This window comes from Rhodococcus sp. 14-2496-1d (assembly GCF_002259365.1).
Classification (GTDB): domain Bacteria; phylum Actinomycetota; class Actinomycetes; order Mycobacteriales; family Mycobacteriaceae; genus Rhodococcoides.
On sequence record NZ_NPFV01000002.1, the window covers coordinates 106,918 to 129,884 of the forward strand.

Sequence of the window (22,967 nt, forward strand, 5' to 3'; positions counted from 1 at the left end):
TCCTTCCGCGCCGAGGCGACGCACTCAGCGTGTGCCGTTTCGGGCGTACTCGGCGACCGCGCCGATATTGGTCGTATCGATGAACGCGGGACCGGTCAGCACCGGGGTACCGCCACCGATGGTGTTGCCGTTGTTGAGGTAGAGCCACAGCGAGTCGATCGCCAGGTAACCCTGCAGGTACGGCTGCTGATCGATGGCCCACGCCACGTCGCCCGACTCGATCGCATCGACGAGTGCGGCATTGGTGTCGAACGTGACGATCGTGGCGTCGCTGCCCGCATTGTTCTTGGACTGCACGGCCGTCAGAGCGATCGGAGCGGCCAGCGCGATGACGTGGTCGATGCTCGGGTCCTGCTGCAGCTTGGCCGTGATGGTCGACTCGACGGACGGCATGTCCTTGCTGTTGACGTTCAGGATCTCGGTGGTGCCACCGGTGAAGCCCTGCCTGACCCCGGCGCAGCGAGCCTCGAGTGCCACGGCACCCTGCTCTTGAATGATGCACAGGGTCTTTCGTGCACCGTCCTCGGTGAGGCGAGCCCCTGCAGCCTGTCCGGCGATGGTCTCGTCCTGACCGAAGTACTGCTGCACTCCCATGTTCTTCCAGGAGTCGTAACCGGAATTGAATGCGACCACCGGAATGCCTGCGGCGGTTGCCGTCTCGACCGAGGGTGCCATCGCGTCGGGCTTGGCCAGGGTGACCGCGATGCCGTCGACCCGGGAATCGATCGCGCTCTGGACGAGGTTGGCCTGGTTGGGTGCCTCCGGATCTGCCGAGTAGCGCAGTTCGATGTTGTCCTTGGCCGCGGCGGCCTCGGCACCTTTGCGAACCAGATCCCAGAACGTGTCGCCGGGAACCTCGTGCGTGATCATCGCGATCGTTGCCGACGGCGTGTCGGCCACGCCCGCGTTGTTTCCGTCGTCGGAGGAGCGAGGAGCACCGCCGGTGCTCGAACAGGCAGCGACGGTCAGAGCCGCGACCGCACAGACCGCTCCGATCGCGATCGGCCCGCGCCTTTGCCGAAACCTCATTGCACTTCCCTTTCCAACAACCGGCTCTCGAACGACCGACGAATCCACCCCGCCGACCTGATCACTGTAAGAAACGATCGGTACCCGCCACGCATCTTCGACGATTATTCGTCAGGCGACGAAACCGGCGTGCGCAGCACCGGACCTCGGACATGAGAGAACTCTCATCTCCGATTCACGTGGCCACAATCCGCCGTCATCAGACTCGTCCGTGTGCGAACCATCATCGTCTCGGCCCTGGGACTGCTCACCCTCGCCGTGCTCGTCGCAGCAGTGCTGACGACTCGATCGACGGGCGAGCAGAGCCCGTTGCCCGCACCCATCGTTGCACCCGCTGCACCCGTGCAATCCGCCCCGGGTACTCCGGGGTCCGTTCCCCCTGCACCGGGACCGGGCGGCGCCGCGCCCAGTATCGCCCCCACCCCCGCGCCACAGCCGGTGGCACCGGACGGATTCGTGCCCCCACCGCCGCTGCCGCCTGCCGACTGGGACGATGACTTCGACGACGACTGGGATGACGATGACGACGACTGACCCTGCTGCGAGACCGACCACGTGATGCGGACGCGACTGCTCGCCCTGCGCCCGACGAGCGCTCGGAGCAGGATCTTCTCGTGGGTATTGCTGTTGGTGCTGGCATCTCTCGCGGCCGTCACCGTCACCACCTGGCTGCTGATGATCCGCGCGACCGACAATCGCATGCGCGAATCTCTGCGCACCGAGATCGCCGAGTTCACCACCCTCACCGACGCAGGCGTCGATCCGGGAACCGGCGCACCGTTCGACGACATCAACGACGTTCTCCGCGTGGTGATCACCTACAACCTCGCCCGCCCCAACGAGAAGTTCCTGGGCTACGTGGACGGTGCGTTCGCCGTACAGAGCAGGCAGCAGGCACCTGTGCGACTGTCCGACGACACCGGCTTCACCGCCGAGGTCGGCTCCGTCACCGCACCGGTCGAGGGTTCGTATTCGAGCGCGGCAGGCGAAGTGGTGTACCTCGCGGTGCCGGTCTCGCTGGCGGGCGACCCGGTGCCGGGCGTCGTGGTCGCCGCCTACTTCGCCGATCAGGAACGCGCCTCGGCCGACGAGACCGCGACCCTGATGCTCGTCGTCGGTGGCGTCACCTCGGTTCTGGCCGCAGTAGGGGCATGGTTCGTCGCGGGCCGCATCATGTCGCCGATCAGACACATCGCCGCCACCGCCAGAACGATCACCGAGACCGACCTGTCCGGCCGAATCACCGACGCCAGAACGACGGGTCCAGGCGACGACATCGCAGACCTGATCGACACACTGAACTCGATGCTCGACCGCATCGAGTCCGGCGCGGCGAGTCAGCGCCGATTCCTCGACGACGCCGGCCACGAGCTCCGCACTCCCATCACAATCGTTCGAGGTCATCTCGACGTGCTCGACCACGGGGACCCCGCCGACGTTCGAGATACCGTCGCGCTCGTCGACGACGAACTCGATCGGATGAATCGACTCGTCGCCGACCTGTTGTTGCTCACCCGGGCCGACCAGACGAGCTTCGTCACGCCGGTGGACACCGATGTCGACGCCCTCACTCGAAGCGTGTTCGAGAAGGTGACCACCCTCGCCGACCGGGAATGGGTGCTGGAGGCGAGCGCAACGGTCCACGCGCCGCTGGATGCGCAACGACTGACTCAGGCACTGCTGGCGTTGGCGGACAACGCAACTCACCACACGATCCCCGGCGGTCGTGTCGGCATCGGATCGCAACTGTCCGACGGTGACATCCGCTTCTGGGTCACCGACTCCGGTCCGGGAATCGAGCGTGACGAGCAGGAACGAATCTTCGAGCGCTTCGCCCGCGGCCGCAACGGAACCAGACGCACCGAGGGTGCGGGGCTCGGATTGTCCATCGTCACCGCCATCGCACAGGCCCACCGTGGGCGAGTCAGTGTCGGCAGCGCTCCGGGGCACGGGGCCACGTTCACCATCTCGATTCCCCTGCCCGATTCCCCTCCCCCACAGAAGGATCGACCATGGCCCGCATCCTGATCGCCGAAGACGAACCCCGGATCGCTTCGTTCGTCCACAAGGGGCTCAGGGCGAGCGGTTTCAGCACGACGACGGTCTCCGACGGCAGATCCGCGTACGAACACGCCCGCAGCGGTGACTTCGATCTGGTGGTACTCGACATCGGCCTGCCTATCATGGACGGTTTCGAGGTACTGCAGCGACTGCGCGGAGAGCAGTGCGAGATACCGGTGATCGTGTTGACCGCACGCGACAGCGTCCAGGACGTGGTGTCCGGTCTCGAGACCGGTGCCGACGACTACATGGCGAAGCCGTTCCGATTCGAGGAACTGCTGGCACGCATCCGAGTTCGCCTGGGCACCAAACGAACCGTCGACACCACTCAGCTCGCGGTCGCCGACCTCACCCTCGACCTGCGTACCCGGCGGGCCGTGGTGGGAGACCGCACCGTCGACCTGTCCGCCCGCGAGTTCGCCCTGGCCGAAACCTTCATGCGCCACCCCGGACAGGTCCTCTCACGAGAGCAACTCCTGTCGCAGGTGTGGGGCTACGACTTCGACCCTGGATCGAATGTCGTCGACGTCTACGTCCGCTACCTCCGAGCGAAATTCGGTGCCGCACGAATCGAGACCGTCCGCGGCATGGGATACCGACTGTCCGAGACATGAGTGGCGTCGGCCGGTGCCGACGCCACTCGATCGAGTATCAGTCGTCCCGATCGTTGTCGTCGTTGTCGTCGTCCAGATCGTCGTCGTCCAGATCGTCGTCGAGGTCGTCGTCGAGGTCGTCCCAGTCGTCGTCACGACCGTCCAGATCGTCGTTGCGATCGTCCCAGTCGTCGTTGCGGTCGTCCCAGTCGTCGTTGCGGTCGTCCCAGTCGTCGTCGTAGCGGTCGTCCGGGATCTGGGTCGGCTCGGGCTGCTGGGGAGCTACCGGCGGGTTCGGAGCCGAATCTGCCTCCGGCAGAGGCTGTTCCACCGAGATCGAGGACGGGCGCTGCTGGGTGGGGTCGTCGTCGGCGATCGCGAGTGCGCCGACGCTTCCGAGGGTGACGACAACGGCTGCTGCACCGACGATCATGAACTTTCCTGGCATTCTCATGTCTGCTCCTTCGATCCGAGTTCTGTGGGCCACCGTTTCGGTGATGACTCAACGATCGCGGTCGAACGTGAGAAGCGAAGGAGCACAACATGAGCGAGTTCTCATACTCGCGACGGGCTCGTGGGTCGACGTTCGTCCGTTGCCGGTGACGATGTCGGGACGAGAACCAGGGTGGTTCGGGTGATGCTCGCCGGTGGGTCGCCACGTCGACCGACCCCCGAGCGCCTATGGTGATTCGCGATGAAAAGGATCAGAAGTTTCGCGGCTGTATGTGCGGTATCGATTGCGCTCGTCGGAATCGGTGCTGGACCTGCCCTGGCACAGCCGGCCGCCGAGCCTCCGGTTCCGACGACGACACCGCCGTTCACGACGCCGGACACCGACAGCTGCCCGTTCGCCGCGTCACCGCCCCCGGCGATCGATCTGTCCGAGGTACCGGCACCTGGAAGCACTGCCCCGCAACCACTCCCGATTCCCGCCGAGGCCGTCGGCGGCGACCGGCTCGCCGAATGTGGGGCGGTGCTGCCGGACGGGGCTCCCCCGTTGCCTGCCGATATCTCGGCCACCGGGTTCGTGGTGGCCGACATGGACTCCGGCTCAGTACTGGCCGCCAAGGATCCGCACGGTCGGTACCGGCCGGCGAGCACTATCAAGGTGCTGCTTGCGATCGTCGCCCTCGACGAGCTGGATTTGAACTCTCGTATCACCGCGACCGCAGAGGACGCCGACGCCGAGGGCAGTGCCGTCGGCATCGGGAAGAACGGTGTCTACACCAATCTCGAATTGATGCAGGGTCTGGTGATGGCATCGGGAAACGATGCAGCGCACGCGTTGTCCAGGCAGTTGGGCGGGGACGCGGCCACCGTGGAGAAAATGAATGCCAAGGCCGCAGAACTGGGTGCGCTCGACACGCGCACCGCCACGCCGTCCGGTCTCGACGGTCCCGGCATGGCGAGCTCGGCCTACGACCTGGCGTTGATCTACCGCGCGGCCATGCGCAATCCGACCTTCGCGCAACTGATTTCGACCGAAACCGTTCAGTTTCCCGGCTACCCGAGGGACCCAACGATCCCGGACGACCAAGACCGACCCGGGTTCGCCCTCTCCAACGACAATCAGCTGCTCTACAACTACGAGGGAGCTCTCGGCGGCAAGACCGGGTACACCGACGATGCGCGCCAGACATTCGTCGCAGGAGCAGAGCGGGGCGGCAGGCGTCTGGTCGTGACGATCATGAAGGGTGACGTGTTGCCGATCCGGCCGTGGGAGCAGGCGGCCCGCCTGTTGGACTACGGGTTCGCGCTCGATTCCGGCCGCGGCGTCGGCGAACTCGTGGAGCCGCGATCGACATCCGCGGTGACGAGTACGCGCACGCCCGCGGCCGGTCCGACGCTCGCCCAGCCGCCCGCATCGGCGTCCGGGTCGAGCTCCCGCCAGTCGGAGATGCAGGCCCAAGGCGACACCGTCGTTCGCATCGCGATCGGTGTCATCGGTTCGATCGTGGTGATCGGGCTGCTGTGGGGAGCTCGACGGCTGTCACGCAACCGCTGAGCCGGCTCGACCGACAGAGCGATCGCGATCCGATCAGCGGCGTCTGTTGCGCAATCCTGCGACGCCGAGAGCGGCGAGGGCACCGGCACCCACCAGCGCCAGACCCCCCGTCACGCCCGGCCCTTCGCTGACCTCGACCCTGGTGTTGATCACCGCCGGCTCCGGTGCCGGAACATGCGCCTCGGCGAGGCTTTCGCGAGTGGTCGCAGCGAACGCCGTGGAGAACAGCACCAGCCGTGACGTGGTGAACACGAACACCAGCAGACCGATGATGGGTCCGAAGACCACCCCTGCTGGGCCACTCGTCACCGAGGCCAGGTAGATGGCACCGAGCTGCTTGAAGATCTCGAACCCGACGGCAGCGAGCAAGGCTCCTTTCGCTGCGCTGTGCCACGAGACCGGCTCGCGCGGCAGACGCGAGATCACCCAGGTGAACAACGCCCAGGTGCCCGCAAGCGCGAGAAAAATCGAGAAGACGCGCAGGGCCACGCCCACTCCCGGGACGGAATCGAGATTGGCCCACTCGAGAATGCTGCGCATCAGCCCACCTCCGGCCAGTGCCGACAACGCCAACGACAGCACCAGCGCGGTCCCCAGCCCCAGCAGCGCAGCGAAATCCTTGGCCTTGGTAGCCAGAAATCCACCCTGCTCGTGCTGGCTCTCCCACATGGCGGTCAGTGCCTCGCGCAGGTTCGCGATCCAACCGAGACCCGCATACAAGGCACCGAGCAGACCGATGATGCCGACACTGGTCCGTGACTCGATGGCCGTCTGGATCAGCGAATTGATCGTCTCGCCGAAACTGCCGGGAACGTTCTCGGCAATCTGCGACTGGATCTCGGCAAGCCACTCGGGCTGATTCACCAGCACGAACCCAGCGATCGCGAAGGCGACCATCAGCAGTGGGAACAAGGCCAACACACTGAAGTACGTCATGCCTGCCGCGTAGTAATCGCCCTTCTGACCCTGATACCGCTGTGCCGCAACAACAGTGTGATCGAGCCAGGGCCACCGTTTGCGCCGGTCTTCGAGGATCGCCTTGAAATCTGGCATGGCACTCACCTTCTCGCTGTCGTCGCCTGCTGTCGGATCGTGTCGCCGCGGTGTGCGGTAGATGCTATGCACCCGGCGGCAGGAAACCCACCCTGTCGTAGACCTGAGCGAGCGTTCGACTCGCCACTTCCCTGGCTCGATCCGCACCGGCCGCGAGGATGCGATCGAGTTCGGCCACATCGGCCATGAACCCGTCCATCCGCTCCCGCAGGGGAACGACGAACTCGGTCAGAACGTCGGCGGTGTCGGACTTGAGGTCGCCGTACCCCTTACCCGCGTACCCGGCAACCAGATCGTCGATGCTCGCGCCCGACAGGGCAGACTGAATCACCAGCAGGTTGCTGACGCCCGCCTTGTTCTCCGGATCGAACACGATGTCGCGTTCGTTGTCCGTCACGGCCGAACGAATCTTCTTCGCCGACACCTTCGGATCGTCGAGGATGTTGACGATGCCCGCCGGATTCGACGAGGACTTGCTCATCTTCGCGGTGGGATCCTGCAGATCGAAGATCTTCGCGGTGCCCTTGATGATGTGCGCATCGGGCACGACGAACGTCTTCTTGAACCGCGTGTTGAAACGCTGTGCCAGATCGCGAGTCAACTCGAGGTGCTGCCGCTGATCCTCACCCACGGGCACCAGATTCGGCCGATAGAGCAGGATGTCGGCGGCCTGCAGAATCGGATAGGTGAACAGTCCGACGCTGGTGTGATCGCGACCCTGCTTGGCGGACTTGTCCTTGAACTGCGTCATCCGCGCAGCTTCACCGAATCCGGTGATGCAGTTCAGAACCCACGCCAACTGTGCATGCTCGGGCACCTGACTCTGCACGAACAGCGTCGACTTCTCCGGATCGATGCCCACGGCGAGCAACTGCGCTGCGGCCACACGGGTACGGCGACGAAGCTCCTTGGGATCCTGCGGCACGGTGATCGCATGCAGGTCCGGGATGAAGTAGAACGCATCGAACTCGTCCTGCAACTCCACCCAGTTCCGCACCGCACCCAGGTAGTTACCGAGATGGAACGAATCGGCAGTCGGTTGGATGCCGGAGAGCACCCGCCGACGCGGACCCTGCGGAGTGTCGATGGAGTCGGAAGAAGACATGATGCAATCTTTTCACGACCCCATCGACGCCCACTTCCTGCCTGCCGAGATCGTCACTCCGCAGGCTCCGCTCTAGCAACACGAGTCACTCCACAGGCTCCGCTCTAGCGATAACGCACGGTTACCGGAGCATGATCGGACCATCGCTGGTCGTACGCCTCGGCCCGCTCGGTGATCGCTTCCTTGGCACGCTCGGCCAGATCACTGGTGGCCAACTGATAGTCGATCCGCCAGCCGGCGTCGTTGTCGAAGGCCTTGCCGCGGTAGGACCACCAGCTGTACGGACCCTCGACACCCGGGTGCAACACCCGGACGACATCGGTCCACGGGGCCTTCTCGGCGAGCAACCGCGACACCCACTCCCGTTCCTCGGGCAGAAAACCGGAGTTCTTCCGGTTGGTCTTCCATGCCTTCAGATCGGCCTCGGTGTGGGCGATGTTCCAATCGCCGCAGACCACCACATCGCGATTCTCGGACTTCGCGGACTTGGCCGTCTTCGCCAGGTACTTCGCGAATGCCGCCATGAAACGTTCCTTCTCGTCCTGACGCTCGGTACCCACCTCGCCCGATGGTAGATACAGGCTGGCCACGGTGACGTCGCCGAAGTCGGCTTCGATGTAGCGACCGGCATCGGCGAACTCGACGGCCCCTATACCGGTACGAATGGCATCGGGAGCCGCCTTCGACAGCAAGGCCACCCCGTTGCGGCCTTTCGCGGACGGCTCCGCCGAGGCCAGATGCCAGCCCGCATCGAGGGCCGGGGCCAGCGCCTTGGTCAGTTCCCCGTCGTTGGCGCGGGTTTCCTGCAAGCAGATGACCTCGGCATCGGTGGCCTCGAGCCACGGCAGCATGCCCTTGCGAACAGCAGCGCGAATTCCGTTGACGTTGACAGTGGAGACAGTGATCGGCACGCCGACGACGGTAGCGGAGCCCACCGACACACGGGACGTGGGCTGCACATCGAGGTCGTTCCCGCAGGCTCCTACCGTCGCCTCGGCTTTGCCCCTGGTTTCGGGGCGGTGACCACCGATGTGACCTCCGGCGAGATACTCGGTTCTCGGTCGATGCGTCGGTAGACGAGGTGCTGTTGGGCATAGGTCCAGATGTTGTTGCTCACCCAGTACAACAACACCGCGACCGGAAGCACCGGCCCGCCGACGAGTACGCCCGCCGGGAACACCCAGAGCACGAGCTTGTTCATGATCGCGGTCTGTGGGTTGGCGAGCGCCGCTGCGTCCTGCCGGGCGACGGACGCCCGCGAGTTCATGTGCGTGGCCACCGCAGCGACGATCATCAACGGGACCGCCACGAACGCGATGCTCCACACCGACGGCACTCCACCGAACGGACCGAAGGCCTCGAGCACCTCCCGAGAACTGTTGACGGCCGCAGAGATCGGCGCGCCGAACAGGCGTGCGTCGAGAAAGGACTGCACATCGGCGGTGCCGAATACGTAATTCGCAGTGTTCGCATTCTCCTGCGCCGTCATACCCAGATGACCGAATCCGGTTCCGGTTCGATTGAACGAGCGCAGCACGTGCAGCAGACCGATGAAAACCGGGCCCTGCGCCAGCAGGGGCAGGCACCCCATCAACGGGTTGAAACCGTGCTCCTGCTGCAACTTCCGAATCTCGGCGGCCTGCCGAGCACGGTCCCCGGAGTATTTCTTCTGTACGGCCTCGATCTGTGGTCGGAGCCTCTTCATGGCGAGCTGCGAACGAATCTGGCCGACGAACGGCTTGATCAGCAGCGCCCGAAGTGTGAACACCAGGAATATCACCGCCAGGGCCCAGGCGACACCGTTGTCGGGGCCGAGCACGGACCCGAAGACTCGGTGCCAGAACCACAGCACGGCGGAGACGGGATAGTAGACGAAATCGAGCATGGTGGAGCACCTCACTGTGAGAGAAGTCGGTCGGTTGGCGTCTCGACCGGATCTCGCAGTGGCTCAGACGAAGAGGAGCCACCGGTCCGGTCCACGGACCGGACCGGGTGCTCTGGGCATGGGGCGACCTGGCGCATCGGGTTGCTGTTGCCGGCGGAACGATCCCCGAAGTCGCCGCCCGTCGGCGCCTGCAGCGCACGACGACAGCGGTGCGATCAGTGCAAGGTCGGACGGCGCACCGAGCACGACCAGGGACGCCGCGACCAGCGCACCGAACATCGCTATCTGTGCGGCGGGTTGGGCGTCGACGACGGCAAAGACGACGAGCAGGACGGCCAGGACGCCGACCAGCGTCCCGGCGTAGCGTCGAATCGCCATGTGGACAGGTCGAGAATCGAGCATCTTCGGTTCCTCGTGACAGCCTCGCGGACAACGGGTTGCGAAGGCGTGGGGGAACTTTCGAGCTACAGTGCCCCCACCGGCATACCGGGCGCGCGCGGCTGCGGGCGTCCAGGGGCATCCGGTCGATGTTGACGCCGGAACGCACCTCGACGGTGGCGTTCCTCTGCGGCGGGGCCGATAATCGGCAGCAGGCGCAGCAGTGCCGGAACATCGACGCGGTGCGCGAGCAGCATCAGCGTCGTCAGTGCCGCAACGAAAAGCAGGGCGAAATCTGCGGTTGCGGTCGGCATCGTCAGGTGCAGCGCCACGAGAAGCAGCGAGGTGACGACCATGCTCTGGTATCGCATCGCGCACCTCCCTGGTGTGTCACTGAACCCGAGTCGTTGCTCAGGGTACAGATACCGAGGGGTCCGTGCACAGGTGCCAGGTGTCGCCGACGATGACCGGACCGCGGGCCCGTACACACGGACGCACGTACTTCGGCAGTCGGTCGAGCTCCGCGTCGGCGTCGGCCGACAACCCACCCACGTAGGACGTATCGATGCGTCCGGTCTGCTCGAAGCGATCGACGTTGTGCCGAGCGATGTACGCATCCGGGTTCAGGGCGGCCAGCGCGAGCACGGTCAGAACTGCACCGACGCCCACGGCTCTCGGTAGCCAGCGCCCCGACATCCGCACGCCCGACACCAGAACCAGTACGAACACCGATCCCAGCCACCACTCGACAGCCGTGACGAACAACCTGAGCGTCGTGTAGCCGTACTGCTGCTCGTACAACGACATTCGATGCAGGGCCGACGCAACGATCACCGACGACAGCAGGCACAGCGCTCCGAGCAACGCCCGCAGTGCGATGCGATCTCCCCGGTCTTCTCGTCGAGCCTTCGCGACCGTCACAGCGATGACGAGCAGTGTCAGTACCGTGACCGCGAGCAATTGCCAGAAGCCCTGTCGGGCGTATTCGGCATTGGTCAGACCCTCGGTGGTGAGGACGTGTCCCTGCCCGCCGAACAACGTCGGCACCTGAAACCCCACGAACACGGCAAACAGGGCCACCACCGCCCCGAGCGGAACCATCCACTCCCACAACTGCACTGTTCGACGCGGCGACGGTGCGAGCCGATCGAACCGAGGCGGATGCAGCGCGACGTAGGCGACGGCGAGCGCACCTGCTGCGGTGAGAACGAAAACGACAATGCGCCCGACGACGGACGCGGCATCGAACTCGGGTGTCACCGCACTCAGCGCATCCGCAAAACGCTTGTCGGCCGCACCGAACAACGCCGCGAACACGACGAGCAGCGCGATCGTGACAACCGAGACCATGCCTATCCGCGCCGGCCGTGGCCCTTCCAGATCGATCGAATTAGCTCCGCGTCGGGTCCACCGAGCCACGCGCACCGGCAGAAACACCGGTACCAGAGCGCCGAGTGCGATTCCCGTCCACGTCCAGGCACGAGAGAGGACCACCACCGCGACCACGATGGCGAGCGTCGTCGACATCGTCACGATCCACTCGGCCGCTCGCAGCGCAGACACGCTCGCCAATGCCATCACTCCTGCCGCCCCTGCCCATTCCCACCGCGTGAGCCTGCCGCTGCGCGCTGCGAGCACGACGGCCACGAAGGCGAGGGCAGTGATCAGCACACCGAATGTGTTGTTCACCAGCGTCACCGAACCGATCAGCCCGGCGACAGCGGCCCCGATCAGCGCCGCACGGGGAGCCTGCGCATACCGCAGCACCGGCCAGGTGCGAGGCCCCCAAAAAGAGTGACCGTGCTTCGCTGTCGGATGAACCGGAGTGTCGATCGTTGTCATGGCGCTTCCTTCTTCTGTGTTTCGGGCATGGAAGGTCGGCGGCTGCGGTCCGGGGAGGTGCAGTCGCGGTTCGGATGGATCGAGCAAGTCAGTGTTCGGGGATGGCCACTCTGATGTGGCAGCCGAATTCGCTGTCGAGAACTTCGATGGTTCCGCCGTGCAGTTCGGTGGCCCAGCGGGCGATGCCGAGGCCAAGACCTGTTCCGCCGTCGGTGGATCCGCCGCGGGTGAATCGGTCGAACACCGCATGGCGATCGGCGAGCGCGATGCCTGGACCCTGGTCGACGACGTCGAATGCATACGCTTCGCCGATCCGATGGGCCCGTACCGTCACGGTGCTCGACTGGGGGGAATGCCGCACGGCGTTGTCGACGAGGTTGGTGATCACCTGTGTCATGCGAGATCGGTCGGCCACCACAGTCGAATCACCGGGCGAGACGACGATCGACACTCGTTCTCGGTGAACGGCTGTCGCATCCTCGAGGAATTGCCGCACCGCGAACTCCTCCGGGGCAATGGTGAGCACACCGCCCTCCACCCGCGACAGGTCGAGCAGTTCGCTGACCAGATCTCCGAGTCTCTCGGTTTGGCGCAGCGCCACCGCCAGCGTCGCGGGATTCGGCTCGGTCACCCCGTCGACCATGTTCTCGAGCACGGCACGCAGCGCAGCGATGGGCGTCTTCAACTCGTGCGAGACATTGCCGATGAGTTCGCGGCGGTACTTCTCGGCTGCTTCCAGATCACTCGACATGGTGTTGAACGCCGTGGCCAACTCCCCCACCTCGTCCCTGGATGTCGCCCGCACTCGCGTCGAATAGTCGCCTCGCGCCATCGCTTTGGCGGCCGAAGTCATCTCGCGCAGTGGTGACGTCATCCCGTGGGCGACGAATTGGGTTGCGGCCAAGGACACGACGAGCGCGGCGAGGAGGGTGTAGCGAAACTGCCAACCCGCCCCGATCCAGAAGACGACGCTCGCGAGGACCAACACTGTGCCCACGACGAGCGAGACCTTGAGCTTGAACGACCGCAACGGATCCAACGGTCGCGGCAGCATTCGCGTCATCGCGGAGACTCCACGGCGTAGCCCACGCCGTGCACGGTGCGAATGAGATCTCCACCGAGTTTGCGCCGCAACGCTTTGACGTGAGAATCGACCGTCCGGCTACTGGCCGAATCGTCCCAGCCCCACAGTTCCGACAGCAGGGTTTCCCGCGAGACCGCGGTGCGCGGCCGCGCGGCCAGATAGGCGAGGATGTCGAATTCCGTTCTGGTCAAATGGATGTCGCCGGAGGGACTGGTCACGCGTCGTTCCCGGTGGTCGATCTGCACGTCACCGATTCGAACTGCCTGTGGTTCGACGGCCACCGCACGCTCGGCACGCCGAACCAGGGCGTGTACGCGAGCGACCAGCTCGCGCATACTGAACGGCTTGCCCAGGTAGTCGTCCGCGCCGACGCCCAGGCCGACGAGCATGTCCGTCTCGTCGGTCTTGGCCGTCAACATCAACACCGGCACCGGGCGGGACGCCTGAATCCGGCGGCACACTTCGAGCCCGTCGAACCCGGGCAGCATCAGATCGAGCACCACCACGTCGGGATCGATCCGGGCGCACGCGTCGACGGCGGACGGGCCGTCGGCGGCCGTGACGACCTCGTACCCTTCGCCGCGCAGCCGGGCGGCAACGGCCTCGGAGATCGTGGGCTCGTCGTCGACGACGAGAACTGTGCGGCTCATGAGAATCGACCCTAGAGGGCGCACGTGGAGGAGCCCGTCGGGAAATGTGGAGGTTCGGTGAAGGTTCGAGCAGCTCGTTTCCCGTCGCGGGGCCAGGCGGACTCGGTGGCGCGCTGAAATTAGGGTCGGCTACCCTTCCCAGTGTTAGCCAACCCTTACGAAAGGCGTCTCGATGCTCATCCGACCTCTTCACCGCACCTGGGCGGTGTGCGCGATTGCGCTGACCACCGCGGGAATGCTGACTGCGTGCTCGAGTTCCGCCGACGAGGCACCGCCGACGGCCGGTGGCGCGTCCGTTTCGGCGGCGTTCCCGGTGACGATCGAGCACGCGTTCGGTGAGACCGTCGTCCCGGACGAGCCCACTCGCGTCGTGGTGGCCGGGTACACCGAGCAGGACACGGTCCTGGCACTCGGCGTGATACCCGTCGGGGTCACCGAGTGGTACGGCAACCAGCCGTACGCCACCTGGCCGTGGGCCCAGGCAGCGTTGGGCGACGCACAGCCCGAGGTGCTCTCGAACGACGACGGATTCGAGACGGAGAAGATCGCCGCACTCGAGCCCGATCTGATCATCGCCACCAACGCGGGTCTCACGGCGGAGAGCTACAGCATGCTCAGCGACATCGCGCCGACGCTCGCACAATCCGACGCATCGACTGCCTACTTCGAACCCTGGGACATCCAGGCCGAAAAGATCGGCCGTGCACTCGGAAAGAAGTCCGAGATCGACGCATTGATCGAGGGCGTGAACCAGAAGTTCGTCGACGCTGCGGGCGCGCACCCCGAATTCGCCGGCAAGAAGGCGATCTTCCTCCAGAACGCGTTCTACGAGGGCAAGGCGATCGCGTACCAGGACGGGTTGAGCACGGACTTCCTGACAAAACTGGGCTTCGTCATCCCGGATGACATCGACGCGTACGTGCCTGCCGACGGCAGTGCGCAGGCGAGCATCCCGCTGGAGAACCTGTCGGTTCTGAACGCGGCCGACGTGTTGATCTGGGGAACCGAGGAGCCCGGCGACCGCGCACAGTTGGAGAAGGAAGCGGTGTACAACGCACTCGAGCCGGTGAAGGACGGCAACCTCGTGTTCACCGACGGTGTGACGGCAGGAGCGATCTACTTCACCAGCGTGCTCAGCCTGCCGTACGTGATCGACAAGCTCACCCCGGCACTGACCGAAGCTCTCGGGGGAACTGCCGCGACCATCACCGGCTGATCCGGCGCGACTCTACGCAGCCGAACGCTTGTCCATCCACATGGCGGTGGCCAGAACACCGAGACCGGCCACCGCCAGGCCCGAGCCGACAGCGGCGGGTGCCGTGTAGCCGAATCCGGCGGCGATCACGGCACCACCGACTGCCGCTCCGATGGCGTTGGCCAGGTTGAACGCGGCATGGTTGAGCGATGCGGCGAGCGTCTGGGCGTCCTCGGCCACGTCCATCAACCTCGTCTGCAGACCGGGTACCACCGATGAGCCGGACGCACCGATGAGGAACACCAGCAGTAGCGCGGTGATCGGGTTGTGTGCGGCCACGACGAACACCGCAAGGAACACGGCAGTGGCGGCCAGGCCGACGAAGGTGCCCTTGAGCTGGTAACGGTCGGCGAGCCATCCGCCCGCGTAGTTTCCGGCGACCATTCCCAGGCCGTAGATCATCAGGGCGACCGGGACGAGTGCGCGGGCCAGCCCGGCGACATCGGTCAGCGTCGACGCGATGTAGGTGTACACCGCGAACATGCCGCCGAATCCGACGATGCCCACGAACAGGGTCATCCACACCTGGCTGCGGCGCAGTGCGCCGAGCTCGGTGATGGGGCTGGTGGTCGGCATCGCGTCGAGTCGCGGCATCCAGAGCACGAGCGCGGCGACGGTGAGGGCACCGATGACGGCCACGAGAGTGAACGCACTGCGCCATCCCAGCGCCTGCCCGATCCAGGTCGCCACCGGTACGCCGACGACGTTGGCGACCGAGAGTCCCATCATCACCATCGCCACGGCCTTGGCTCGTTTGCCGGGTTCGGCGAGGTGGGCAGCCACCAGAGCCGCAACACCGAAGTACGCACCGTGCGGCAGACCCGCAACGAATCGCGAGGCCACCAGCTCGTCGAAGCTCGGCGCGAACACGGTGCCGAGGTTTCCGAGGGTGAAGGCCACCATCAGCGCCAACAGCAACATCCGGCGCGGAACGCGGGCAGCCAGGGCTGCGATGGTCGGGGCACCGACGACCACACCGAGCGCGTACGCGGAGATCATGTGGCCGGCCGAGGGCTCGGAGATCCCCATCGTCGTCGCGATGTCCGGCAACAGACCCATCGACGCGAACTCCGTGGTGCCGATTCCGAAGCCGCCGATGGACAGAGCCAGCATCGCGAGCTTGCGGCGGGTGGAGTGCGGTCGGTGACTGACACTCAGGCCACTCGACACCTTGCCGCGCGCAGCGCTGACTCGGGCAAGAGCGGAATCGGTGACAGTCACAGCAATACAACCTTCGTGTGGAGATCGGGGGCAGAGGAAGCGTCCTGGAGTCGAGCCTGTGAAAGAAGGCCGACCGAAGCAGGAACGTAGCTCCGGTCAATTGTCTTCCCGAAGGTGTCCCGTTTTCGCGTCTACGAGCGGTGATAGTCCTCACCCGAGCATCTGCTCGAGTTTCGGCCGAGCCCTTGTTCCGGTGATGTGCCGTCACCAGCTAGGATATTCGCCAGGTCATGAGTGCCAGCATCGAGCCCCGGCTTGCTGGCCGGCAACCCTCCAACCGCGGTGGGGTGCCCCGGGTGAACGACCAGGCCGATCCGGTATGCGAGTGCCGTATCGACAAGCGCGGGTCCGCAGGAAGCGGACCCACTGAACCTTCGGCCCCCAGGGTCCGAAGCCTGTCAGGAGGTTCTCTCATGTGTTGCTGTACCGATACGCCCCGTAGCGCTCGACTTCTCGAGCTTCATTCGACATTCGAATCGTCTTAGACGGACTCGTCCAAAGAAAACGGAGTATCACCAGCCATGACCGATTCCACCCCCGACGTCGTCGACGCCGCCGGAGCCCCCACCGAGGATCCGTTCACCGATCCTGCCGCCGACTGGAGCTTCGAGACCAAACAGATCCACTCGGGCCAGACCCCGGACGGCACCACCAAGGCTCGTGCGTTGCCGATCTACCAGACCACCTCGTACACGTTCGACAACACCGATCACGCAGCTGCCCTGTTCGGCCTGGCAGAACCCGGCAACATCTACACCCGCATCATCAACCCGACGCAGGATGTCGTCGAGCAGCGCATCGCCGCCCTCGAAAGTGGAGTCGCGGCGTTGTTGCTCGCATCGGGTCAAGCCGCCGAGACGTTCGCGATCCTCAATCTCGCGGAGGCAGGCGACCACATCGTGTCGAGCCCGCGGCTCTACGGCGGCACGTACAACCTGTTCCACTACACGCTCCCCAAGCTGGGCATCACCGTCTCGTTCGTCGACGATCCCGACGATCTCGAGCAGTGGCGTGCCGCGATCACGCCGTCGACCAAGGCGTTCTACGGCGAGTCGATCTCGAACCCGAAGAACGACATTCTCGACATCCCGGGGATCTCGGCCGTGGCCCACGAGAACGGCATCCCGCTGATCGTGGACAACACGGTGGCGACGCCGTACCTGCTGCAGCCGTTGAAGCACGGGGCCGACATCGTGGTGCACTCCGCGACGAAGTACCTCGGCGGCCACGGAACGGCGATCGCGGGCGTCATCGTGGACGGCGGGACGTTCGATTGGACGCAGGGCCGTCATCCCAACTTCACCACCGCGGATCCGAGCTACCACGGCGTCGTGTTCGCCGATCTCGGTGCGCCCGCATTCGCGCTGAAGGCACGCGTTCAACTGTTGCGCGACATCGGTGCTGCGGTCTCGCCGTTCAACGCCTTCCTCATCAGCCAGGGTCTGGAAACGTTGAGCCTTCGGATCGAGCGGCACGTGGCGAACGCACAGAAGGTTGCCGCCTTCCTCGCCGGTCGCGACGACGTCGTCTCGATCAACTACGCCGGACTCGAATCCTCGCCGTGGTACCAGCGCGGGCAGGAGTTGTTGCCGAAGGGGCAGGGCGCGATCATCGCGTTCGAGCTGAAGGGAGGCGTTGACGCGGGCAAGAAGTTCGTCAACGCACTCACTCTCCACAGCCACGTCGCTAACATCGGAGACGTGCGTTCACTCGTCATCCATCCCGCTTCCACCACCCATTCCCAGCTGACTCCGGACGAGCAGCTGGCATCGGGTGTCACTCCCGGCCTGGTGCGTCTCGCCGTGGGCATCGAAGGAATCGACGACATCATCGCCGACCTCGAGGTCGGATTCAGCGCGGCGGCATCTTGAGCCACAGCTGCGACACAGGCGTTCGTCCGGAGGCGGTACTTCCGTCTCCGGACGGGCGGTTGGGAACCATCGACATCGGTGGTCTCGATCTCGAGAACGGCGCTCGAATCCCCCAGGTCACCGTCGCGGTGCAACGCTGGGGCGAACTCGCCACCGACCGCAGCAACGTCGTGCTCGTCGAGCACGCCCTGACCGGGGACTCGCATGTATCCGGTCCGCCGGATGCCGATCACGCTCTGCCCGGTTGGTGGAACGGAATGGTCGGTCCCGGCTGCCCCATCGACACCGACGAGTGGTGCGTCGTGGCGACGAACGTGCTCGGCGGCTGCGGCGGGACCACGGGCCCGAGCAGCATTTCTCCCGACGGCATGCCGTACGGATCTCGCTTCCCGGACATCTCCATCCGTGATCAGGTCGCTGCCGAGGCGGCCTTGGCCGACGTACTGGGAATCGAGCGGTTCGCCGCCGTCGTCGGCGGCTCGATGGGCGGGATGCGCACTCTCGAATGGATCGTGGGCCATCCCGACCGAGTGGCGGCCGCGTTGGTCCTGGCAGTCGGTGCCAGGGCAACTGCCGACCAGATCGGTACCCAGACGACACAGATCGCCGCGATCAAGGCCGATCCAGGATGGCTCGGCGGCAACTACCACGACACCGGCACCTCGCCGACCGCCGGACTCGGCATCGCGCGCCGCATCGCGCACCTGACGTACCGGACCGAGAGCGAACTCGACAACAGGTTCGGGAACACACCGCAGAACGACGAGGACCCGTGGGCCGGCGGCAGATACTCCGCACAGAGCTACCTGGAGCATCAGGCTGCCAAACTCGTCAACCGGTTCGACGCGGCGACGTACGTACTGCTCAGTGAGGCAATGAACCGTCACGATGTGGGCCGTGGCCGCGGCGGAGTGGCCGAAGCCCTTGCGTCCACGCCGGTTCCGACGATCGTCGGCGGAGTCGACTCCGATCGCCTGTATCCGCTTCGGCTGCAGAAGGAGATCGCTCGCGAACTCCCGCAGTGCCGCGGACTCGAAGTGATCCAGTCTCGCGACGGACACGACGGTTTCCTCACCGAGGCCGATTCGGTGGCGAAGCTGCTCGCCGAGACGATGGAGCTGGCCCGCCTCGGACGGCGCTGACACCGCCGGACAAGGTCAGTCGGTCCCCAGCGGATCGATCGACAGCGACAGAAAGACGATCGCTCCGCCGACGCAGCCCAGCGCCAGCACATCGAACACGCGACTGCGCACTTGCAGTGTGCCGACTCGTGTTTCGGGCAGGCACAGCCGCAGGACGGCCGCCAGCAGTGCGGCGCATCCGAAGATGAATGCGCCGCGCCGCCAGCGATCGGCCAGCACCAGAATCAGCGCGGCGAGGACGACGACCGAGACTGCGACGATCGGTAGATTGCGCGTGACTGCAGCGCGAAATCCTGTGTCGAGCTCCCGCCGCGCATCCTCTGGATGGTTCACGTCCGGTTCGCTCAGCTCTCGGCAGCGACGCGCTCGGCGCGTTCGACGACATTGGTGAGCAGGAAGGCCCGCGTCAGCGGGCCGACACCTCCGGGGTTGGGCGACAGGAATCCGGCCACCTCCGCGACATCGCCTGCGACGTCGCCGCGCAGTCCGTCCTCGGTGCGGGTGACCCCGACGTCGAGCACCGCAGCACCCGCCTTGACCATGTCCGCAGTGATCAACCCGGGTACTCCGGCAGCAGCGATGACGATGTCCGCGCGTGAGACCTCGGCGGCCAGATCACGAGTTCCTGTGTGGCACAACGTCACTGTTGCGTTCTCGGAACGCCTCGTGAGCAACAGGCCGATGGGTCGCCCCACCGTCACTCCGCGGCCGATGACCACCGCGTGCGCACCGTCGAGAGCAACGTCGTAGCGGCGCAGCAGGTGCACAATCCCGCGAGGTGTACACGGCAGTGCGGCATCCTTGCCCAGTACCAGCCGTCCGAGATTGATCGGGTGCAGACCGTCGGCGTCCTTGTCCGGATCGATTCGCTCGAGCGCAGCGTACTCGTCGAGATGCTTCGGCAAGGGCAGCTGGACGATGTAGCCGGTGCATTCGGGGTTGGCATTGAGTTCGTCGATGACGGCTTCGAGATCTGCCTGGGTGATGTCCGCGGGCAGATCGCGACGAATCGAGGTGATGCCGACCTTGGCGCAGTCGTTGTGCTTGCCCCGGACGTACGCGGCCGAACCCGGATCATCGCCCACCAGCACGGTCGCCAGACCTGGGGTGATGCCCTTCTCACGCAGCGTTGCCACGCGGGCGGTGAGATCGACGAATATCTCGTCACGGGTCGCTTTGCCATCGAGAATCGTTGCAGTCACCCGGTCATTGTTCCAGGTTCGGCGTCAGCAGCGGCGCACCGGTCCGATCACCACCGTCAGCCCTCGACGACGAGCCCATGAGCTGCCGCATAGGCCACCGCCTGCATCAGTTCGATCTTCGCGTTGCGCACGCTCGCGCTCACCCACAGAGATGCGTCGGCGACGGCTCCACGAAGATCCGCCTCGTCGAACTTCGCATCGATTGCCCGGGCACCCGAGAAATCGACCGAGCGCACGGTTGCCTTCCGGAAGTCTGCGAACACGAGGTTCGCTTCCCGCATCCGGCACCCCGTCAGATCGAGGCCGCGAAGGTCCGCGTTGCCCAGCGATGCGAGGGTGAAGTCGACTTCGTCGTAGGTCGCTGGACGCATGCGACTGTCGACGAACACGGAGCCCATCATGGTCGAATGGCGAAAAGTGCTGTGCTGCAGATTGGTCCGAGTGAAAGTGCACGATCGAAATGCAGAGTTCGTATGAACCGATTCGGTCAGGTCGGTACCGGTGAAGTCGCATTCGGAGAACACCACCGAGTCGGTTCGGACGCCGCTCATGTCCGCGTCGCGAAAGGTACATCGAACGAACTGCCTGCCGGTCCACTCCTGCCCGTCGAGCCGCGTGTCGGAAAAATCCTCACCGATCGTCTGTTCGTCGTCCACCTGCCCCATACTTCCCGGGCTCGTGATGGCAGAGTGAACCGGGTGTTTCGACTCATGTTCTTCGAGCCCCGCATTCCACAGAACACCGGCAACGCAATACGCCTGGTCGCCGGGACCGGCTGCGAACTGCATCTGGTGGGCCCGCTCGGCTTCGACATGTCCGAGCCGAAACTCAAGCGGGCAGGCTTGGACTACCACGATCTGGCGTCGGTCACCGTTCACGAAGACCTGCCGTCGGCCTGGTCCGCACTGGCACCGACGCGAGTGTTCGCCTACACCGCTCACGCGAGTCGGTCCTATGCCGACGTCGCGTACGAACCCGGCGACGTTCTTCTGTTCGGACCGGAACCGACAGGATTGCCCGACGAGGTTCTGGACGATCCCCGCGTGACCGATCGACTCCGTATTCCGATGATTCCGGGCCGTCGATCGCTCAACCTCGCCAACGCAGCAGCGGTGACGATGTACGAAGCATGGCGGCAACACGGGTACGAAGGCAGCGTCTGACGGGTTTGCGTTCGAGCGCGCGCTGACCGGGACGGCCGGCGACGCCCTACTCGCGGCCGACCGACCGTGTTGCCGACCCGGATGCGGTTGTCGGGATGCCGGTGCACGACCTGCACCACTACGTAGAACTCTCCGACGGAGGCGAACGGCTGCCTTCGGTATCGGCGGTGAAACTCATTGTGAGCGTCGACAAATCGTCGGCGACAATCGGCAGCTGCCCGGTAACGATTTTCTTTCGTTCGCCCGGCACCCAGGATTGCTGCCGCTCGGAGCCCCCAGCCACCTCTGGCACGAGCAAGAGATCTGTTCGATGCACTGAAATATCAAGAGATGGAACATAATTCGCCGCATCGGACACCGAGCACGATGGCGACTTGAACATGGCTCGGACGGTCCCAACCGCGGCAGCCGGGGTGCGCGAAACCGGACTTCTACGGCGATCCGTCACCGGATGCCTGCGGCACCGTTACACAAACTGCGCCTGCTTGCTGCCATGGACTGGCGGGGCGGGGTACCGTGTGCCGCACCGGCCCGTTTCGCTCGTGAAGGAGCTTTCTTTTGTTCTCTGTTTCCCTGCCCCGTTTCTCGTCCGCCAACTCCTCCTCCGCGCGCACATCCAGTCGGTTCTCCAGTCGAATTGCCCGCACCGCAGCAATATTCGCCATGGGCTCGGGATTGACGGTCGCCGCCCTGTCGGGCACGGCCACTGCGTCGGCAGCCCCCGTCAACTGCGTGTCTCCGCCTTCGGCCAACGACATCCAGGTCGACGACACCGCGAGCTGCGGAGCGACCTCGAACGGCACCGGACGGGCCACCGCAGGTGCTGCCGACAGTGGCACCGCAGTCAGCGTCAACGACGGCCCCGGCGCGACGACTACGTACGCCAACGGATACGGCGTCGCCCTCGGAGCGAGCAAGAATGCGGGCACTGCCTACGCACTGGCACTCGGTGGCGGAATCGCGCACTCGTGGGCCGATGCCGGGCAGACAACCCTCGCAGTCGCCGGGTGGGGATCCGGCGCTACCTCGGAGGCTCAGGGCGTCGATTGTGTGGGACCCCTGTCTCTGGCACTGAACCTCACGAGCGGCCAGTTCTGCGTCCTCGGTAGCTGATTGCCCGGTTCCACAACAGATATTCAGTCGAACGGAGCCGATTACCCCGACACGAACTCGTCGAGGTAATCGGCTCCGCCGACATATACGGTGTGGCCGGACTTCTCGATCGGCGTGACGACAGCCCGTACACCGGCCGATCACCGCCTTCGGGCATACAAGTCGGCACTCCCCAACCGCCCTTCCGTTTCTTGTCGGTGGCCCGGGTTAGTCTTCTTTCAGTTCGAACGCACGTTCTGAAATGTTGCTCACCGGGGGGTGAAAGATGGGTGCACTGCCAGCTGTGTCACTGGAGGCGTTGACCGCTGCCGCGTG

At 65.2% G+C, this 22,967-nt stretch carries 25 protein-coding genes and 1 riboswitch; of the genes, 9 read left to right on the plus strand and 16 right to left on the minus strand.

The annotated features are described in order from the left end of the window. Nucleotides 1–24: 24 nt before the first annotated feature. Nucleotides 25–1,029 (minus strand): substrate-binding domain-containing protein, encoded by a 1,005-nt coding sequence (locus CH296_RS00680; protein WP_032397465.1) that lies wholly within the window; start codon nt 1,027–1,029, stop codon nt 25–27. 213 nt (nt 1,030–1,242) lie between these two features. Here CH296_RS00680 and CH296_RS00685 point away from each other — a divergent pair, with 213 nt between their 5' ends. The 3 genes from CH296_RS00685 to CH296_RS00695 are packed head-to-tail and all read left to right on the plus strand — an operon-like array spanning nt 1,243 to nt 3,704. After that, a complete protein-coding gene (locus CH296_RS00685; RefSeq protein WP_094683776.1) occupies nt 1,243–1,563 on the plus strand; it encodes a hypothetical protein in 321 nt (106 codons plus the stop codon). Nucleotides 1,564–1,587: 24 nt separating this feature from the next. After that, nucleotides 1,588–3,057, plus strand: coding sequence for a cell wall metabolism sensor histidine kinase WalK (locus CH296_RS00690; protein ID WP_094683777.1), 1,470 nt, complete (start codon nt 1,588–1,590; stop codon nt 3,055–3,057). After that, nucleotides 3,042–3,704 (plus strand): response regulator transcription factor, encoded by a 663-nt coding sequence (locus CH296_RS00695; RefSeq protein WP_032397466.1) that lies wholly within the window; start codon nt 3,042–3,044, stop codon nt 3,702–3,704. The genes CH296_RS00690 and CH296_RS00695 overlap by 16 nt, the downstream gene beginning before the upstream one ends. A 37-nt stretch (nt 3,705–3,741) precedes the next feature. Here CH296_RS00695 and CH296_RS00700 read toward each other — a convergent pair whose 3' ends face one another. Continuing rightward, nucleotides 3,742–4,137 (minus strand): hypothetical protein, encoded by a 396-nt coding sequence (locus CH296_RS00700; protein ID WP_094683778.1) that lies wholly within the window; start codon nt 4,135–4,137, stop codon nt 3,742–3,744. A 240-nt stretch (nt 4,138–4,377) separates the two neighbouring features. Here CH296_RS00700 and CH296_RS00710 point away from each other — a divergent pair, with 240 nt between their 5' ends. Further along, on the plus strand, nt 4,378–5,688 hold the full coding sequence (locus CH296_RS00710; RefSeq protein ID WP_094683779.1) for a D-alanyl-D-alanine carboxypeptidase family protein: 1,311 nt from the start codon (nt 4,378–4,380) through the stop codon (nt 5,686–5,688). Nucleotides 5,689–5,721: 33 nt separating this feature from the next. Here the strand turns inward: CH296_RS00710 and yhjD are convergent, their stop codons facing one another. The 9 genes from yhjD to CH296_RS00755 all read right to left on the minus strand — a co-directional run bounded on the left by yhjD (nt 5,722) and on the right by CH296_RS00755 (nt 13,685). Then, the gene (gene yhjD, locus CH296_RS00715) at nt 5,722–6,741 is read right to left on the minus strand and encodes an inner membrane protein YhjD (RefSeq protein WP_179275802.1); all 1,020 of its coding nucleotides are present in this window, start codon (nt 6,739–6,741) and stop codon (nt 5,722–5,724) included. 64 nt (nt 6,742–6,805) lie between these two features. Next, a complete protein-coding gene (gene trpS / locus CH296_RS00720; protein WP_032397468.1) occupies nt 6,806–7,846 on the minus strand; it encodes a tryptophan--tRNA ligase in 1,041 nt (346 codons plus the stop codon). Nucleotides 7,847–7,950: 104 nt separating this feature from the next. Beyond that, nucleotides 7,951–8,757: an exodeoxyribonuclease III gene (locus tag CH296_RS00725; RefSeq protein ID WP_094683797.1), complete on the minus strand. Its 807-nt coding sequence runs from the start codon at nt 8,755–8,757 to the stop codon at nt 7,951–7,953. A gap of 71 nt (nt 8,758–8,828) precedes the next feature. Next, nucleotides 8,829–9,731, minus strand: coding sequence for a membrane protein insertase YidC (gene yidC, locus CH296_RS00730; protein WP_094630130.1), 903 nt, complete (start codon nt 9,729–9,731; stop codon nt 8,829–8,831). Nucleotides 9,732–9,794: 63 nt separating this feature from the next. Next, complete coding sequence (locus CH296_RS00735) at nt 9,795–10,133, minus strand: DUF6412 domain-containing protein (protein WP_143546291.1); 339 nt, start codon at nt 10,131–10,133, stop codon at nt 9,795–9,797. 62 nt (nt 10,134–10,195) lie between these two features. Beyond that, nucleotides 10,196–10,480, minus strand: a complete 285-nt coding sequence (locus CH296_RS00740; RefSeq protein ID WP_094683781.1) for a DUF6412 domain-containing protein — start codon at nt 10,478–10,480, stop codon at nt 10,196–10,198. 40 nt (nt 10,481–10,520) lie between these two features. After that, complete coding sequence (locus CH296_RS00745) at nt 10,521–11,951, minus strand: DUF4153 domain-containing protein (protein WP_094645350.1); 1,431 nt, start codon at nt 11,949–11,951, stop codon at nt 10,521–10,523. A gap of 88 nt (nt 11,952–12,039) precedes the next feature. After that, nucleotides 12,040–13,014, minus strand: coding sequence for an ATP-binding protein (locus CH296_RS00750; RefSeq protein ID WP_094683782.1), 975 nt, complete (start codon nt 13,012–13,014; stop codon nt 12,040–12,042). Beyond that, nucleotides 13,011–13,685 (minus strand): response regulator transcription factor, encoded by a 675-nt coding sequence (locus CH296_RS00755; protein WP_094683783.1) that lies wholly within the window; start codon nt 13,683–13,685, stop codon nt 13,011–13,013. Before CH296_RS00755 ends, CH296_RS00750 begins: the two co-directional genes overlap by 4 nt. A 172-nt stretch (nt 13,686–13,857) precedes the next feature. Between CH296_RS00755 and CH296_RS00760 the strand changes: the two genes are divergently transcribed. After that, nucleotides 13,858–14,901, plus strand: coding sequence for an ABC transporter substrate-binding protein (locus CH296_RS00760; protein ID WP_032397473.1), 1,044 nt, complete (start codon nt 13,858–13,860; stop codon nt 14,899–14,901). A 12-nt stretch (nt 14,902–14,913) separates the two neighbouring features. Here the strand turns inward: CH296_RS00760 and CH296_RS00765 are convergent, their stop codons facing one another. Further along, nucleotides 14,914–16,053, minus strand: coding sequence for an MFS transporter (locus CH296_RS00765; RefSeq protein WP_032398222.1), 1,140 nt, complete (start codon nt 16,051–16,053; stop codon nt 14,914–14,916). A gap of 334 nt (nt 16,054–16,387) precedes the next feature. After that, nucleotides 16,388–16,510: riboswitch (SAM riboswitch) on the plus strand. Nucleotides 16,511–16,682: 172 nt separating this feature from the next. On the opposite strand from CH296_RS00765, the gene CH296_RS00770 reads away from it, so the two are divergent. Then, nucleotides 16,683–18,032, plus strand: a complete 1,350-nt coding sequence (locus CH296_RS00770) for a bifunctional o-acetylhomoserine/o-acetylserine sulfhydrylase (protein WP_094683784.1) — start codon at nt 16,683–16,685, stop codon at nt 18,030–18,032. Next, entirely contained in the window at nt 18,026–19,174 is a 1,149-nt protein-coding gene (locus CH296_RS00775; protein WP_373557261.1) for a homoserine O-acetyltransferase, read from the plus strand. The genes CH296_RS00770 and CH296_RS00775 overlap by 7 nt, the downstream gene beginning before the upstream one ends. A 15-nt stretch (nt 19,175–19,189) precedes the next feature. On the opposite strand, the gene CH296_RS00780 is transcribed toward CH296_RS00775, so the two are convergent. From CH296_RS00780 to CH296_RS00790, 3 genes are read right to left on the minus strand one after another with little or no spacing between them, the layout of a single operon-like run. Further along, entirely contained in the window at nt 19,190–19,507 is a 318-nt protein-coding gene (locus tag CH296_RS00780) for a DUF3017 domain-containing protein (RefSeq protein ID WP_045195859.1), read from the minus strand. Nucleotides 19,508–19,518: 11 nt separating this feature from the next. Then, nucleotides 19,519–20,376: a bifunctional methylenetetrahydrofolate dehydrogenase/methenyltetrahydrofolate cyclohydrolase gene (locus tag CH296_RS00785; RefSeq protein WP_094683786.1), complete on the minus strand. Its 858-nt coding sequence runs from the start codon at nt 20,374–20,376 to the stop codon at nt 19,519–19,521. A 56-nt stretch (nt 20,377–20,432) separates the two neighbouring features. Next, nucleotides 20,433–21,041, minus strand: a complete 609-nt coding sequence (locus CH296_RS00790; RefSeq protein ID WP_094645353.1) for a pentapeptide repeat-containing protein — start codon at nt 21,039–21,041, stop codon at nt 20,433–20,435. Nucleotides 21,042–21,074: 33 nt separating this feature from the next. Here CH296_RS00790 and CH296_RS00795 point away from each other — a divergent pair, with 33 nt between their 5' ends. Continuing rightward, nucleotides 21,075–21,539 carry a tRNA (cytidine(34)-2'-O)-methyltransferase gene (locus tag CH296_RS00795; protein ID WP_179272905.1) on the plus strand — a complete coding sequence of 155 codons (465 nt, stop codon included), beginning with the start codon at nt 21,075–21,077 and terminating at the stop codon, nt 21,537–21,539. A gap of 118 nt (nt 21,540–21,657) precedes the next feature. Here the strand turns inward: CH296_RS00795 and CH296_RS28475 are convergent, their stop codons facing one another. Then, on the minus strand, nt 21,658–21,921 hold the full coding sequence (locus CH296_RS28475; RefSeq protein ID WP_141214721.1) for a hypothetical protein: 264 nt from the start codon (nt 21,919–21,921) through the stop codon (nt 21,658–21,660). A gap of 176 nt (nt 21,922–22,097) precedes the next feature. Here CH296_RS28475 and CH296_RS00800 point away from each other — a divergent pair, with 176 nt between their 5' ends. Beyond that, nucleotides 22,098–22,652, plus strand: coding sequence for a DUF6764 family protein (locus tag CH296_RS00800; RefSeq protein WP_176459253.1), 555 nt, complete (start codon nt 22,098–22,100; stop codon nt 22,650–22,652). Nucleotides 22,653–22,967: the final 315 nt, after the last annotated feature.